The 15,808-nt window shown below is 60.1% G+C and carries 11 protein-coding genes; 9 read left to right on the forward strand and 2 right to left on the reverse strand.

The window, feature by feature from the left end:
- The first annotated feature begins 12 nt into the window (after window positions 1-12).
- The 9 genes from QCL65_RS21240 (at window position 13) to QCL65_RS21280 (ending at window position 12,475) form a co-directional block, all read left to right on the forward strand.
- Window positions 13-1,614: an ABC transporter substrate-binding protein gene (locus tag QCL65_RS21240; protein WP_407312299.1), complete on the forward strand. Its 1,602-nt coding sequence runs from the start codon at window positions 13-15 to the stop codon at window positions 1,612-1,614.
- A 255-nt stretch (window positions 1,615-1,869) separates the two neighbouring features.
- Window positions 1,870-3,471: an ABC transporter substrate-binding protein gene (locus tag QCL65_RS21245; protein ID WP_407312301.1), complete on the forward strand. Its 1,602-nt coding sequence runs from the start codon at window positions 1,870-1,872 to the stop codon at window positions 3,469-3,471.
- Window positions 3,472-3,747: 276 nt separating this feature from the next.
- A complete protein-coding gene (locus tag QCL65_RS21250; RefSeq protein WP_407312303.1) occupies window positions 3,748-5,346 on the forward strand; it encodes an ABC transporter substrate-binding protein in 1,599 nt (532 codons plus the stop codon).
- A 108-nt stretch (window positions 5,347-5,454) separates the two neighbouring features.
- Window positions 5,455-6,834, forward strand: coding sequence for an OprD family porin (locus QCL65_RS21255; protein ID WP_407312305.1), 1,380 nt, complete (start codon window positions 5,455-5,457; stop codon window positions 6,832-6,834).
- 63 nt (window positions 6,835-6,897) lie between these two features.
- A complete protein-coding gene (locus tag QCL65_RS21260; RefSeq protein ID WP_407312307.1) occupies window positions 6,898-8,493 on the forward strand; it encodes an ABC transporter substrate-binding protein in 1,596 nt (531 codons plus the stop codon).
- 100 nt (window positions 8,494-8,593) lie between these two features.
- Window positions 8,594-9,604, forward strand: a complete 1,011-nt coding sequence (locus QCL65_RS21265; protein ID WP_407312309.1) for an ABC transporter permease subunit — start codon at window positions 8,594-8,596, stop codon at window positions 9,602-9,604.
- 9 nt (window positions 9,605-9,613) lie between these two features.
- Complete coding sequence (locus QCL65_RS21270) at window positions 9,614-10,528, forward strand: ABC transporter permease subunit (RefSeq protein ID WP_407312311.1); 915 nt, start codon at window positions 9,614-9,616, stop codon at window positions 10,526-10,528.
- Window positions 10,529-10,538: 10 nt separating this feature from the next.
- A complete protein-coding gene (locus QCL65_RS21275) occupies window positions 10,539-11,507 on the forward strand; it encodes an ABC transporter ATP-binding protein (RefSeq protein WP_407312313.1) in 969 nt (322 codons plus the stop codon).
- Window positions 11,507-12,475, forward strand: a complete 969-nt coding sequence (locus QCL65_RS21280; protein ID WP_407312315.1) for a peptide ABC transporter ATP-binding protein — start codon at window positions 11,507-11,509, stop codon at window positions 12,473-12,475. Before QCL65_RS21275 ends, QCL65_RS21280 begins: the two co-directional genes overlap by 1 nt.
- 155 nt (window positions 12,476-12,630) lie before the next feature.
- Here the strand turns inward: QCL65_RS21280 and QCL65_RS21285 are convergent, their stop codons facing one another.
- Both QCL65_RS21285 and QCL65_RS21290 read right to left on the reverse strand, forming a co-directional pair.
- A complete protein-coding gene (locus QCL65_RS21285; protein ID WP_407312317.1) occupies window positions 12,631-13,968 on the reverse strand; it encodes a DUF6002 family protein in 1,338 nt (445 codons plus the stop codon).
- Between the two features lie 166 nt (window positions 13,969-14,134).
- The gene (locus QCL65_RS21290) at window positions 14,135-15,718 is read right to left on the reverse strand and encodes a peptide chain release factor 3 (RefSeq protein WP_407312319.1); all 1,584 of its coding nucleotides are present in this window, start codon (window positions 15,716-15,718) and stop codon (window positions 14,135-14,137) included.
- Window positions 15,719-15,808 lie beyond the last annotated feature (90 nt).

A 15,808-nucleotide genomic window follows, 5' to 3' on the forward strand; every position in this document is an offset into this window, starting at 1 on the left:
CAAGAGAATTCAATGGAACGATTCCCGCTAAAGCCCGTGTTGCTCGCTGTCGGCCTACTGGCCAGTGCGCCGTTTGCCCAGGCTGCCAGTACCCTGGTGTACTGCTCTGAAGCCAGCCCAGCGGGGTTCGACCCCAGCCAGTTCACCAGTGGCACCGACTTCGATGCCTCCGCCGAAACCGTGTTCAACCGCCTGACCCAGTTCAAGCGTGGCGGAACCGAAGTCGAAGCGGGCCTGGCGAAATCGTGGGAAGTGTCCGACGACGGCCTCACCTACACCTTCCACCTGCGCCCGGGGGTGAAATTTCACACCACCGATTACTTCAAGCCGACCCGCGACTTCAATGCCGACGACGTGCTCTTCACCTTTGAGCGCCTGCTCGACCCCGAGCATCCGTTTCGCAAGGCCTACCCATCGGAGTCGCCCTATTTCACCGACATGGGCCTGAACGAGAGCATCAAGTCCATCAGCAAGACCGATGAGCACACAGTGGTGTTCGCGCTGAATAAGGTCGATGCCGCCTTCGTGCAAAACCTCGCCATGAGCTTTGCCTCGGTGCAGTCCGCCGAATATGCCGCGCAGTTGCTCAAAGAGGGCAAGGCCGGGGATATCAACCAAAAACCGATCGGCACCGGCCCATTCGTATTCAAGCGTTATCAGAAAGATTCGCAGATCCGCTATGACGCCAACCGGGCCTACTGGAAGCCCGAAGACGTCAAGCTGGACCACCTGATCTTCTCGATCAACACCGACGCCGCAGTGCGCTTGCAGAAGCTAAAAGCCGGCGAATGTCAGGTCAGTGGCTACCCGCGCCCCGCCGACATCGATCTGATGAAACAAGACCCGAACCTCAAGGTCATGAGCCAGCCGGGTTTCAACCTGGGCTACCTGGCCTACAACACCACCCACGCGCCGCTTGACCAGTTGAAGGTGCGCCAGGCGTTGGATATGGCCATCGACAAACCGGCCATCATCAAAGCGGTGTATCAGGGCGCCGGGCAACTGGCGCAAAACGCTCTGCCGCCGGGGCAGTGGTCCTACGATGCAAAGATCAAGGATGCCCCCTACGACCCCGCCAAAGCTCGAGCGTTACTCAAGGAAGCGGGCATCAAGGAAGGCACCACGATCAACCTGTGGGCCATGACGGTCCAGCGCGCCTCCAACCCCAATGCGCGCCTTTCCGCGCAAATGATCCAAAGCGACTGGGGCAAGATCGGCATCAAAGCCAATATCGTCAGCTATGAGTGGGGCGAGTACATGAAGCGCGCTCGGGCCGGCGAACACGATGTGATGATCTATGGCTGGACCGGGGACAACGGTGACCCCGACAACTGGCTCGGGGTGTTGTACAGCTGCGCGGCGGTCAAAGGCAGCAACTTTGCCAAATGGTGTGACCCGGCCTACGACAAGTTGGTCCAGCAAGCCAAATTGAGCAGCGACCGCGACGAGCGGGTGCGCTTGTACCAGCAGGCGCAGGTGATCCTCAAGCAACAGGTACCGATCACGCCGATTGCCAACTCCACGGTCTTCCAGCCGATGCGTAAGGAAGTACAAGACTTCAAAATCAGCCCGTTTGGCCTCACGCCGTTCTACGGGGTCAGCCTGGCAAAGTGATACTAAATGCCCCAATTGAGCGCACTACTGCGCTCAATTGGCGCAATTTATGCCGGGGAACGCACCAAAATGAGCGTGCGCAAACGTTCAACTGCGTAACTTATTACATTCATGCGACATTCTTGTACGTTCGTACCGCACTTTATCGATTGACCCCACCTAAAGTCTTGATTTGGGTATGCGGCCTGCATAAGTATCCGCAGGTCGACCCACAAGGTCGCCCTCAACTTAAAAATGACAACAACTGAGGCCACCATGCTCAAACACGCGGTCATTCCGTTTCTGCTCGGCGCCGGCTTGCTGGCCAGCGCTCCTTTCGCCCATGCTGCGACTAACTTGGTTTTTTGCTCCGAGGGCAGCCCGGCGGGTTTCGATCCAGGCCAATACACCACCGGTACGGATTTCGACGCTTCGGCGGAAACCATGTTTAACCGTCTCAGCCAATTCGAGCGTGGCGGCACTTCGGTCATTCCGGGCCTGGCTACCCGCTGGGACATTTCGCCAGACGGCTTGACCTACACCTTCCACCTACGCGAAGGGGTAAAGTTCCACACCACCGACTACTTCAAGCCTAGCCGCGAATTCAACGCAGACGACGTGCTGTTCACCTTCAACCGTATGCTCGATAAAGACATGCCGTTTCGCAAGGCCTACCCCACCGAGTTTCCGTACTTCACCGACATGGGCATGGATACCAATATTACCCAGGTCGAGAAGCTCGACGAGCACACCGTCAAGTTCACCCTGAAAACAGTCGACGCGGCGTTCATCCAGAACCTGGCCATGAGCTTCGCGTCTATCCAGTCTGCCGAATATGCGGCCAAACTGCTGAAGGAAGGCAAGCCTGCCGACCTCAACCAGAAGCCCATCGGCACCGGCCCCTTCGTGTTCCAGCGCTACCAGAAAGACGCGCAGATCCGCTTCAAAGGCAACCCGGACTACTGGAACCCTGAAGATGTGAAGATCGACAACCTGATCTTCGCCATCACCACCGATGCCTCTGTGCGTATGCAGAAGCTCAAGAAAAACGAATGCCAGGTCTCCACCTTCCCGCGCCCGGCCGACATCAAGCCGTTGAGCGAAGACAAGAGCCTGGCGATGCCTAACCAGGCAGGCTTCAACCTGGGCTACATCGCCTACAACGTCACCCACAAGCCGTTGGACAACCTCAAGGTTCGCCAGGCGCTGGACATGGCGGTGAACAAACAGCAGATCATCGACGCCGTGTACCAGGGTGCCGGCCAGCTGGCTGTGAATGCCATGCCCCCGACCCAGTGGTCCTACGACACCACCATCAAAGACGCCGCCTACGACCCTGAAAAAGCCAAAGCCCTGCTCAAGGAAGCCGGGGTCAAGGAAGGTACGGAAATCCAGTTGTGGGCCATGCCGGTCCAGCGCCCCTACAACCCGAACGCCAAGCTCATGGCTGAGATGCTGCAGTCGGACTGGGCCAAAGTGGGTATCAAGGCCAAGATCGTCAGCTACGAGTGGGGCGAGTACATCAAGCGCGCCAAAGCCGGCGAAACCGATGCAATGCTGATCGGTTGGAGTGGTGACAACGGTGACCCGGACAACTGGCTCGGCACCTTGTTTGGCTGCGACGCGGTGCAAGGCAACAACTTCGCCAAATGGTGCAACGCCGACTACGACAAGTTGATCAAAAGCGCCAAAGCAACCCCCGACCAGGCCAAGCGTACCGAGCTGTATAAGCAGGCCCAACAGTTGCTCAAGCAACAAGTGCCGATGACCCCCATCGCCCACTCCACGGTCTACCAACCCATGCGTGCCAATGTAAAAGATTTCAAGATCAGCCCCTTTGGCTTGAACTCCTTCTACGGCGTGAGCGTAGGCAAGTAGCACAGCGCCGCGCGGCCTGAAGGTCGCGCGGCGGTCTCGTACGAATCTTCCTGATGAACGCGGGCCAGCCCCAGCGGCAGCGCGTCCGTGTTTTTTCGGAATATTCCTACTTGAACTTGGGAAATTGCGGCTTTGATTCGCGGCCTCTGCGCACTAGTTTCAACGCCGCTCATCCGCTATGGAAACGCTGCCTAACGGTAAGCCTCCAGGCCTGCGAAACCAACACCGGCACCTTGCCGGGCCATTGCTTCCGGACACCACAGCATAGGGAATGACATGCGTCTCAATCACCTCTCCGCCGCCCTGCTCAGCGCAGGGCTGCTAGCCGCCGCATCGCCAAGTCACGCCGCCAATAGCCTGGTTTTCTGCTCAGAAGGCAGCCCGGCCGGCTTCGATAACGCGCAATACACCGCCTCGACCGACAATGACGCCGGCCAGGCGATCTACAACCGCCTGACCGAATTCGAACAAGGCGGCACGGCGGTCATCCCCGCCCTGGCTACCCGCTGGGACATTTCCGAAGACGGCCTGACCTACACCTTCCACCTACGTGAAGGGGTGAAGTTCCACAGCAACAAGACCTTCACCCCCAGCCGTGATTTCAACGCCGATGACGTGTTGTTCACCTACAACCGCATGCTCGACAAGGACATGCCGTTCCGTAAGGCCTACCCCACCGAGTTCCCCTATTTCGTCGGCATGAGCCTGGACAAAAACATCGCCAGCGTCGAGAAAACCGGGCCGCTGACGGTGGTCTTCAAGCTGCGTTCGGTGGATGCGGCGTTCGTGCAGAACATCGCCATGAACTTCGCCGCGATTCTCTCGGCCGAGTACGCCGAGCAACTGCTCAAAGCCGGCAAAGCGAGCGATATCAACCAGCAGCCGATCGGCACTGGGCCATTCGTGTTCCAGCGTTACCAGAAAGATTCGCAGATCCGCTACAAGGCCAACCCACAGTATTGGGCACCTGAGCAGGTGAAGATCGACCAGTTGATCTTCTCCATCAATACCGACGCTTCGGTACGCCTGCAAAAACTCAAAAAAGGCGAGTGCCAGGTCACCATCAACCCGCGCCCCGCCGACCTCGAAGGCCTGAAGAAAGACCCTACCCTGCAGGTGATCGAGAAACCGGGCTACAACCTGGGTTACATCTCCTACAACATCCGCCACAAGCCGTTCGACCAGCTTGAAGTGCGTCAGGCCATGGACATGGCAGTCAACAAGCAGGCCATCATCAAGGCGGTGTACCAAGAGTCCGGGCAATTGGCCGTGAACGCCATGCCGCCCAGCCAGTGGTCCTACGACGACACCATCAAAGACGCACCCTACGACCCGGAAAAAGCCAAGGCCCTGTTGGCCAAAGCTGGAGTCAAACCAGGCACTGAAATCACCCTGTGGGCCATGCCGGTGCAGCGCCCCTATAACCCCAACGCCAAATTGATGGCCGAAATGCTTCAGGCAGACTGGGCCAAGATTGGCTTCAACGTGAAAATCGTCAGCTACGAGTGGGGCGAGTACCTCAAGCGCACCAAAAACGGCGAACACGACATTTCCCTGATCGGCTGGACCGGCGACAACGGTGACCCCGACAACTGGCTGGGCACCCTCTACGGTTGCGATGCCATCGGTAGCAACAACTACTCCATGTGGTGCGACCCGGCCTACGACGCGCTGATCAAAAAAGCCAAGACCCTCAACGACCGCGAGCAGCGCAGCGTGCTGTACAAGCAGGCGCAACAGCTGCTCAAGGCGCAGGTGCCGATTACGCCGATCGCCCACTCCACGGTCAATCAGCCCCTGAGCGTCAAGGTGCAAGGCTTCCAGGTCAGCCCATTTGGCCGCAACCAGTTTACCAACGTCAGCGTAAAAGACTGACCGCGCCACCCAGTGCCGCGGGTCACCGCGGCCTACCAAGGATCTGCAGAGCAGACATAAGCCGGCCCTGAAAAAAAACCGGCCAACACTAAAACCAAGGAGCTTCCCGTGACCCCAAGTAAATTTGCCGCCCTCGCGCTGGCCATCAGTAGCGTATCGGCCGTGGCCCAAGCCGAAGAAGCCAGCCAGGACTTCTTCCCGATCAGCCTCAAAACCGTCAGCGCCCAAAGCGAAGCCACAGGCTTTCTGGAAGGCCAGAGCCTGGCCGGGACCACCCGCAACTGGTTTTCCAACGAAGACCAAAAGCGTGATGGGGCATTTCGCTATCGTAAAAGCGATGGCAGCATTGCCACCAAAAGCAGCCGCGACACCTGGGTGCAGGGCACCATCCTGAACTACAGCTCCGGTTTTACCCAAGGCACGGTGGGCATCGCCACCGAAGTGGCCGCGTACAACGTGGTTGCTTTGCAACAGGGTCGTGCCCGCACGGCCGCACCGAACAACCGCACCCTGGGCGACAGCAACGGCAACGTGGTCGGCCAGTGGAGCAAGCTAGGCCTGGCCAACATCAAGGCGCGGGTCTCCAACACGGTGTTCACCGCCGGGCGCATGAACATGGACACGCCGATGGTCGCGACCATCGGTAACCGCGCACTGCCTTCGAGCTTCGAGGGCTTCAACGTCACCAGCGAAGAGTTCGACAACCTGACCTTCCAGGCCGCCGGGTTCGACCGCGTGTCACCTCGGACCGAACAGGGCTTGAGCAAATTCCGCTCAGAATACGGTGACCTGGGCACCGAGACCGATAACGTGGTGCTGGCCGGGGTCGGCTACAAACCGTTTAAAAGCCTCACCACCAGCCTGTATGCTTCGCGCGTCAAGGACTTCTGGAACCAGTACTACTTCGGCGCCGTGCACGAGTGGGGCGACAGCAATGTGTTCGGCCTGACCACAGGTTTGAACTACTACAAGACTGTCGATACCGGCCAGAAGAAAATGGGCAACATCGACAACGACACCTACAGCCTGTCGCTCACCGGTACTCACAAGGCCCACAGCCTGACCCTGGCTTACCAGCAGGTCAACGGCAACGAGTACTTCGACTACCTGCATGAAACCAACGGCATCTTCCTGGCCAACTCGCTGTTCTCGGACTTCAACGGCCCGAACGAGAAGTCCGCGCAGATCGCCTACGGTCTGAATATGGCCGAATACGGCGTACCTGGCTTGAAATTCAACGTTTACACGGCACGTGGCTGGGGCATCGACGGTACGCACTACCGTGACACCGCTTACGCGGTGAATAACCAAGATGGCGAGCACCATTACGAATACGGCATCGGCACCACCTACACGCTGCAGAGCGGCCCATTGAAGAGCACCAGCGTGCGCGCTACCTACAGCACCCACCGGGCCAGCGAGAACCAGGCCGACGGCAACCTCAACGAGCTGCGCATCGTCACCACCATTCCATTCACCATTCTATAAACCTGAACCCGGGCGGTGGCAACGTCGCCCGGGTTCCTCCGCCATTGATAGCTGAGGACTCCGATGAACAAGCTTTCCCTACGAGCTGCCATTACCGCGGCGCTGCTGAGCACCGCCCTGGGCGTATCGGCCAAGCCATTGGTGGTCTGCACCGAAGCCAGCCCTGAAGGCTTCGACATTGTCCAATACACGGCAGCGACCACCGCTGACGCCGCCTCCGAAACGGTGTTCAACCGCTTAGTTGACTTCAAACCGGGCACCACCGACACCCAGCCGGGCCTGGCCGAAAGCTGGGATGTCAGCCCAGACGGCACCACCTACACCTTTCACCTACGCCAAGGCGTAAAATTCCAGACCACCGACTATTTCAAACCGTCCCGGCCGATGAACGCCGATGACGTGGTGTGGAGTTTCCAGCGCCAGTTCGATGCCAAACACCCTTGGCACGACAAAGCGCCCATGGGTTTCCCGTATTTCGAAGCCATGGGCATGCAAGACCTGATCAAAAGTATCGAAAAAGTCGACGACGCCACCGTGCGCTTCGTCCTCAAACGCCCTGAATCGCCGTTCCTGCGGGACATGGCCATGGGCTTTGCCTCGATCTACTCGGCTGAATACGCCGATCAGTTGCTCAAAGCCAACAAGACCGGCGACATGAACACCAAGCCGATCGGCACCGGCCCGTTCATTCTGGTGCGCTATAACAAAGACGCGCAGATCCGCTACAAGGCCAACCCGGACTACTACAAAGGCAAACCACCGGCCGACCCGTTGGTGTTCGCCATCACCACCGACAACAATGTACGGGTACAGAAGCTCAAGGCCAACGAGTGCCAGATCGCGGTCTACCCAAAACCTGACGACATCCCACAGATTCGCAAGGACCCAAATATTCGGGTCGAAGAAATGGAAGCGTTGATGACCGCCTATGTGGCCATGAACACCTCCCACAAATACTTGAGCGACGTACGCGTTCGCCAAGCCATCGCCCTGGCCTTCGACAAGCCTGGCCTGGTCAAGACGCTGTTTGGCGATGGCAATGCCGTGATTGGCGTCGGCCCCTATCCACCGACGTTGCTCGGCTACAATCATGATGTACCCGACGTGGTGCAGAACATTCCCAAGGCCCGCGAACTGCTCAAAGACGCCGGCGTGCCGGAAGGCACCACCCTCACTGTCTATGCCCGCAACAGTGGCGGCCCGACCAACCCCAACCCGGCGCTGGCCGCGCAACTGTTGCAGGCCGACCTGGCCAAGGTGGGCATCAAGCTCGACATCCGCATTCTCGAATGGGGCGAAATGGTCAAGCGCATCAAGCAAGGTGAACACGACCTGGCGTTCTATGGCTGGGCGGGCGATAACGGTGACCCAGACAACTTTGTTGGCAACAATTTGAGTTGCGCGGCGGCAAAAAGTGGCGAAAATGCCGCGCGCTGGTGTGACAAGGACTTCGACGCCCTGATCACTCAGGCCCGTGGCGAGACTGAACCGGCCAAGCGTGCCGCGCTCTATGAGAAAGCCCAGGTGATTTTCCAACAGGAGCAACCCTGGTTGAGCCTGGCCTACCCGAAACTGTTCACCGTGGTACGTAAGAACGTCGAGGGCTTTCACGTCAGCCCGCTGACCAACAATAACTTCGCCACCACCCAGGTGAAGTAAATAAAGAATCGCTTATAAGCGGTTCACCGGCCAACACCGGCCAGGCGTACCCCGCCTGGCCGGGGTTGGCGCCTAACCGGCTGATTGAGGTAGCACAAAGATGTTTAGTTTTATTGCCCGACGTGTGGGACTGCTGATCCCCACTTTCTTCGGTATCACGCTGTTGACCTTTGCGCTCATCCGCCTGATACCCGGAGACCCCGTTGAAGTCATGATGGGCGAGCGCCGGGTCGATCCGGAAATGCACGCCCAGGCCATGGAACGCCTGGGCCTGAACAAACCGCTGTACGCGCAGTACCTCGACTACATCGGCAACCTGGCCCAGGGCGACCTTGGGCAGTCGTTGCGCACCCGTGAAAGCGTGTGGACCGAATTCACCGCCCTGTTCCCCGCCACCTTGGAACTGTCCCTCGCCGCGCTGATTTTCGCCGGCATTCTGGGCTTGTTGGCGGGGGTGATCGCCGCACTCAAGCGCGGCTCACTGTTCGACCACGGGGTGATGGGCATCTCCCTGGCGGGCTACTCGATGCCGATCTTCTGGTGGGGCCTGATCCTCATCATGTTTTTCTCGGTCAGCCTGGGCTGGACCCCGGTTTCCGGGCGTATTGACCTGCTGTACGACATCGAACCGAAGACCGGCTTCATGCTGATCGACACCCTGTTCAGCGAAGACGAAGGCGCCTGGCTCGACGCCTTGCATCACTTGATCCTGCCAGCCATCGTGCTGGGCACCATTCCCCTGGCGGTGATCGCGCGGATGACCCGCTCGTCGATGCTCGAAGTGCTGCGCGAGGACTACGTGCGTACCGCCCGCGCCAAGGGCCTGTCGCCCGCCCGCGTGGTGTTCGTGCACGGCCTGCGCAACGCGTTGATCCCGGTCCTGACCGTGTTTGGCCTGCAAGTCGGCGCGTTGCTCGCCGGTGCTGTGCTGACCGAGACCATCTTCTCTTGGCCGGGCATCGGCAAATGGCTGATCGAAGCCATCGGCGCCCGTGACTACCCTGTCGTGCAAAACGGCATCCTGTTGATCGCCTGCCTGGTGATCCTGGTCAACTTCGTGGTGGATATCCTCTACGGCCTGGCCAACCCACGCATCCGCCACCAGCGCTAAGAGGCCCCCATGAGCATTTCTCCTACCCCGGCGACGGAAATCGACCAGAGCCTGCTGTACCCGTCACCCTACAAAGAATTCTGGCAGGCTTTTTCCCGCAACAAAGGCGCGGTGGCTGGCCTGGGCTTTATGTTGCTGATCGTGTTCTGCGCCTTGTTCGCGCCCTGGGTCGCCCCGCATAACCCGAGCGAGCAATACCGCGACTTCTTGCTGACTCCACCGGTGTGGCTCGAAGGTGGCCAATGGCAATTTATCCTGGGCACCGATGAACTCGGCCGCGACTTGCTGTCGCGTTTGATTCAGGGCTCGCGCCTGTCGCTGCTGATCGGCCTGGCCTCGGTGGTGATGTCGTTGATCCCCGGGATCTTCCTCGGCCTGTTGGCCGGCTTCTTCCCGCGTATCCTGGGCCCGGTGGTGATGCGCCTGATGGACGTGATGCTGGCCCTGCCCTCGCTGCTGCTGGCTGTGGCGATCGTCGCCATCCTCGGCCCTGGTTTGATCAACACCGTGATCGCCATCGCCATCGTATCGCTGCCCTCCTACGTGCGCCTGACCCGCGCGGCTGTGATGGGTGAACTGAACCGCGATTACGTGACCGCCGCGCGCCTGGCCGGTGCCAGCTTGCCACGGTTGATGTTCGTCACCGTGCTGCCCAACTGCATGGCGCCGCTGATCGTACAAGCCACCTTAAGCTTCAGCTCGGCCATTCTCGATGCTGCGGCGCTGGGCTTCCTGGGCCTGGGCGTACAGCCGCCCACCCCTGAGTGGGGCACCATGCTGGCTTCGGCCCGTGACTACATTGAACGTGCCTGGTGGGTCGTGAGCCTGCCAGGTCTGACCATTTTGCTCAGCGTGCTGGCAATCAACCTGATGGGCGACGGGCTGCGCGATGCGCTGGACCCGAAACTCAAGAATGCCGCCTGAGGAGATTCCCATGTCACTGCTACAGATCAAGAATCTCAACGTACGCTTTGGCGATGCCAAGGCAGTCCCGGTCGTCGACGGCCTGGATGTCAATGTCAACGAAGGCGAAGTTCTGGCCATCGTCGGTGAGTCCGGCTCGGGCAAATCCGTAACCATGATGGCCTTGATGGGCTTGGTCGATGCCCCGGGTGTGGTGACTGCCGACACCCTGCGTTTCGACGGCAACGACATGCTCAAGCTGAGCAGCCGCCAACGGCGCAAAGTGGTGGGCAAAGACCTGGCGATGATTTTCCAAGACCCCATGACCGCCCTAAACCCCAGCTACACCGTGGGTTTCCAGATCGAAGAGGTGCTGCGCCAGCATCTAGGCCTATCCGGTAAAGCGGCGCGCCAACGGGCTTTGGAATTACTCAAAAAAGTCGAGATCCCAGCCGCCGAAAGCCGCCTGGACGCTTACCCCCATCAATTGTCTGGCGGCATGAGCCAACGGGTGGCCATCGCCATGGCCATCGCCGGCGAGCCGAAACTGCTGATCGCCGACGAACCCACCACCGCCCTTGATGTGACCATTCAGGCGCAAATCATGGAGTTGCTGCTCAGCCTGCAACAAGAGCGCAACATGGCCCTGATCCTGATCACCCACGACCTCGCCGTAGTCGCCGAAACCGCTCAGCGCGTGTGCGTGATGTACGCGGGCCAAGCCGTAGAGGTGGGCCACGTGCCGCAATTGTTCGACATCCCGGCACACCCCTACAGCGAGGCGCTGCTGGCAGCGATCCCCGAACACAGCGAAGGCGCCGAACGCCTGGCCACTCTGCCGGGCATCGTCCCAGGCCGCTATGACCGGCCCCAGGGCTGCCTGCTGTCGCCGCGTTGCCCTTACGTGCAAGACAACTGCCGTACCCAGCGTCCGGCCCTGGACCCTAAAGCCCAGAGCCTGGCCCGCTGCTTCTACCCATTGAACCAGGAGGTGGCGTGATGAGCGTCGTACTGACCGCCCGCGACCTTACCCGCCATTACGAAGTCTCTCGCGGCCTGTTCAAAGGCCACGCGACCGTACGTGCGTTGAACGGCGTTTCATTTGAACTGGAGGCCGGCAAAACCCTCGCCGTGGTCGGCGAGTCCGGCTGCGGCAAGTCGACGCTGGCCCGCGCGCTGACCCTGATCGAGGAGCCTTCCTCAGGCTCGCTGAAAATCGCCGGCCAGGAAGTGCACGGCGCCAGCAAAGCCGAGCGCAAACAATTGCGCAAAGACGTGCAGATGGTCTTCCAGAGCCCCTATGCCTCGCTCAACCCGCGGCAGAAGGTAGGCGACCAGTTGGGCGAGCCGTTGCTGATCAACACCGAGCTGTCGCGTAGCGAACGCCGGGAAAAGGTCCAGGCAATGATGCAACAGGTGGGCCTGCGCCCTGAGCACTACCAGCGCTACCCGCACATGTTCTCCGGTGGCCAACGCCAGCGCATCGCCCTGGCCCGCGCTATGATGCTGCAACCCAAGGTGTTAGTGGCGGATGAACCGACCTCGGCCCTGGACGTGTCGATTCAGGCCCAGGTGCTCAACCTGTTCATGGATCTGCAGCAGGAATTCAACACCGCCTACGTGTTCATTTCCCATAACCTGGCGGTGGTGCGCCACGTGGCCGACGATGTGCTGGTGATGTACCTCGGCCGCCCTGCCGAAATGGGCCCCAAGGAAGACCTTTACACCCGCCCGCTGCATCCTTACACCCAAGCCTTGCTGTCCGCCACCCCGACCATCAAGCCCGACCCACTGAAACCGAAGATCAAGATCATCGGCGAACTGCCCAACCCCCTCAACCCACCGTCAGGCTGCGCATTCCACAAACGCTGCCCATATGCCACCGAGCGCTGCAGCACCGAAGTGCCAGAGTTTCGGCCAGTGGATACACGCAAAGTCGCCTGCCATTACGCGGAACAGTTCCTCTAACCACAACGCTGGCCCCCTCCTACGGCCCGATTTTCCCGGGCATTCCCGCACGCAGGCTCTATAAACGCTGGTAGGAGGGGGCTTGCCCCCGATCTTTTCACAGGTCCAGATCAAAAGATCGGGGGCTAGCGGAGCGCCGCCCGGCCCCCTCCTACCTAGAACAACGTTTGGCTTAACAACGAGAGCATCTCACCGGCATCCCGCACGCGGCTGTAGCCGTCTTCGGGCAGGCACGCGTAGTCGCTGTGGGCGTAGCTGCCGCTGGCGTGCACGGTGCAACTGTCCACGCCCACCACCAAATTGCGATCCAGGGCATTCAGGCAGCCGGTCAGGGCCATGACCAGCGACCACTCCCCCAACTCCCGAGGGTCATTGGGCAGCCTGACGGGTGTGTCGGCCAGCAGCCGGGCGCACTCGCCGTAGCGCTGCAGGCATTCATGCAACGACACGACAATGCCCGACCCGCCATTGCTGCGCACCCGCGCAGTCATTTCCGCCGCAGTCGGCGGCACGTGGCTGTAGAGGCTGGGCTCCAGAGTTTCATGGGGGTTCCAGGTGCTCGCCGGAAAGTGTGCGCAACGCCCCTGCACCCACAAGCCCTGATCGGTAGGCGCGTACAACGGCGTTTGCTGCTCGCCGAATTGCCCACCGAGCAGGTGTTTGACCAAGTCACTGCCGGCCAGGTGCTGGACCAGCAGAAATTCCGGGGTGGCAACGCGCCGACCATCGCGCTGTAGGGCATCGATACCGGAGCAGTAGCCCAGCAGGCCGCAGGCGCTGGATACCGCTTGAACGTGCAGCGTGCGACGATCCAGGTCCCAGGCATCACCGTATTCGAAATCGAAAAAAGCCCGGGCCTGGTCGGCGAAGCGGTAATTGTCTACGCACTTGGCGTGCCACAGGCGCAGTGCGGTGGAGGCACGTAGGTGATAGAGCACCTTAAACTCCTCTGCCACCCGTTTAACCCACTCGGCAGTGGGGTGTTCCAGTACAAACACCGGGTTGAGAAAACGCAGCTCGGGGCATTCATACAGCTCGCTGCGGCGCAGCTTGTTGACGGTTTGTTGCGGAGTGAGGGTGATTATCCGGAGGTGATGGCGCTCTGCCAAACCAGCCTGGAGCGCCCGCAGTACGGCATCGCGCAGGGCCACTGCCTGGTTGCCAGAGGACGGCGAGAACAGCAGCACCGGCTCACCGGTGTCTTGAATATGCCGCACCGCGCGGGCCACGATCAGGGTCGCGGCGAAGGTCTTGCTGGTTTGGGTCGCGGGGTTTTGCCGCAGGTCGAGCAAGCGCAGCGGCACATCGTGATAATGGCCCAGAGAGAAGAACTGCGCAGAGGCCGGGGCGAGAAACTGACGCATGGGCACGTCGAGGTCCGGCAGCGCCATGACCGGCTCGAACTCGGCGCTCGCCTGGGTGAACTGGCCAGCGCTGGCGCTGATCAGGTCGTAGTAGCGCTCAAGCAAACTAATGGGTGGGGCGTCATGCATGGTAAGTTCCTCCTTGGCCTTTTTGCAGACGGTAGACAGCCTGTTCGGGGCTGTCGCGGCTAGGCGGGAAGGACCTACAAAAGAGGAAACTGCCTACATCAAAAGGTAAAAAAACCTACAACAATCGCTGATAACGGATCGGGGATTGCCCCCGATCCGTTGCCCATCAATGGTGCTCGCGGGTGGCGCGGAATTTCACGTCGGGCCAGCGCTCTTCCATCAACGCCAGATTGACCCGGGTGGGGGCCAAGTAGGTCAAGTGGCCGCCGCCGTCCAACGCCAGGTTTTCCACGGCCTTGATGCGAAACTCTTCGAGCTTCTTCTTATCGGCGCATTCAATCCAGCGGGCCGACCACACCGTGATTGGCTCATACGCACACTCGACCTTGTACTCGCCCTTCAAGCGGCTAGCCACCACGTCGAACTGCAAGACCCCCACGGCCCCCAGAATGATGTCGTTGCTGCGCTCCGGGAAGAACACCTGGGTGGCGCCCTCCTCGGCCAGCTGCTGCAGCCCCTGGCGCAATTGCTTGGATTTGAGTGGGTCTTTCAAGCGTACCCGGCGGAACAGTTCTGGGGCGAAGTGCGGAATACCGGTGAAACTGAGGCTTTCACCTTCGCTGAAGGTGTCGCCGATCTGGATCGTGCCATGGTTGTGCAAACCGATGATGTCGCCGGCATAGGCCTCTTCGAGCTGCTCACGCTCGGAGGAGAAGAAGGTCAGCGCATCGCCGATACGCAGCTCTTTGCCCGTGCGCACGTGGTGCATCTTCATGCCCTTCTCGTAACGCCCGGAGCAGATGCGCATAAAGGCAATACGGTCACGGTGTTTAGGGTCCATGTTCGCTTGAATCTTGAACACAAAACCGCTGAACTTTTCTTCCACAGGTTCCACGGTGCGCTCATTGGCCACCCGGGCCAGCGGCCGTGGCGCCCAATTGACGACCGCATCGAGCACATGGTCGACGCCGAAGTTACCCAGCGCGGTGCCGAAGAACACCGGGGTGAGTTGCCCATTGATGAACTCTTCCTGGTTGAACTCGTGGCAAGCCCCTTGCACCAGCTCCAGTTGCTCGACGAAGCGATCGTACTCGTCGCCCAAGTGCGCACGGGCTTCGTCAGAGTCGAGCTTTTCGATGATCCTGACATCGGTGCGTTCGTGGCCGTGGCCGGCGGTGTAGACGATGATGTAGTCATCGGCCAAGTGGTAAACGCCTTTGAAATCGCGGTAGCAACCAATCGGCCAGGTGATCGGGGCGGCTTTGATTTTCAGGACCGCTTCGATTTCATCCAGCAACTCGATGGGGTCGCGGATGTCCCGGTCGAGCTTGTTGATGAAGCTGACGATCGGCGTATCGCGCAACCGGCAAACATCCATCAACGCGATGGTGCGCGGCTCGACGCCCTTACCGCCGTCGAGCACCATCAACGCCGAGTCCACCGCTGTGAGGGTACGGTAGGTGTCTTCGGAGAAGTCTTCGTGGCCTGGGGTGTCGAGCAGGTTGACCATATGGTCGCGGTAGGGGAATTGCATCACCGAGGTGGTGATGGAAATGCCCCGTTGCTTTTCCATTTCCATCCAGTCGGAAGTGGCGTGGCGGTCGGACTTGCGCGACTTCACGGTACCGGCGATTGCAATAGCCTTACCCATCAACAAGAGTTTCTCGGTGATGGTGGTTTTGCCCGCATCGGGGTGGGAAATAATGGCGAAAGTGCGGCGCTTCGCGACTTCGGCGGCCTGTTGGGTCATGGGAGATCGCCTGGAGGGAGATTCAAAAAAAGGGCGGCGAGTATAGCTCAAATCCGCCCATGGCTGAAACCGGGGATCGTCGCCCATGGG

This window comes from Pseudomonas sp. nanlin1 (assembly GCF_045571515.1).
Lineage (GTDB): Bacteria > Pseudomonadota > Gammaproteobacteria > Pseudomonadales > Pseudomonadaceae > Aquipseudomonas.

Coding starts and splice junctions, on each gene's coding strand:
- QCL65_RS21240 (WP_407312299.1), top strand. CDS start 13: ATGGAACGATTCCCGCTAAAGCCCGTGTTGCTCGCTGTCGGCCTACTG.
- QCL65_RS21245 (WP_407312301.1), top strand. CDS start 1,870: ATGCTCAAACACGCGGTCATTCCGTTTCTGCTCGGCGCCGGCTTGCTG.
- QCL65_RS21250 (WP_407312303.1), top strand. CDS start 3,748: ATGCGTCTCAATCACCTCTCCGCCGCCCTGCTCAGCGCAGGGCTGCTA.
- QCL65_RS21260 (WP_407312307.1), top strand. CDS start 6,898: ATGAACAAGCTTTCCCTACGAGCTGCCATTACCGCGGCGCTGCTGAGC.
- QCL65_RS21265 (WP_407312309.1), top strand. CDS start 8,594: ATGTTTAGTTTTATTGCCCGACGTGTGGGACTGCTGATCCCCACTTTC.
- QCL65_RS21270 (WP_407312311.1), top strand. CDS start 9,614: ATGAGCATTTCTCCTACCCCGGCGACGGAAATCGACCAGAGCCTGCTG.
- QCL65_RS21275 (WP_407312313.1), top strand. CDS start 10,539: ATGTCACTGCTACAGATCAAGAATCTCAACGTACGCTTTGGCGATGCC.
- QCL65_RS21280 (WP_407312315.1), top strand. CDS start 11,507: ATGAGCGTCGTACTGACCGCCCGCGACCTTACCCGCCATTACGAAGTC.
- QCL65_RS21285 (WP_407312317.1), bottom strand. CDS start 13,968: ATGCATGACGCCCCACCCATTAGTTTGCTTGAGCGCTACTACGACCTG.
- QCL65_RS21290 (WP_407312319.1), bottom strand. CDS start 15,718: ATGACCCAACAGGCCGCCGAAGTCGCGAAGCGCCGCACTTTCGCCATT.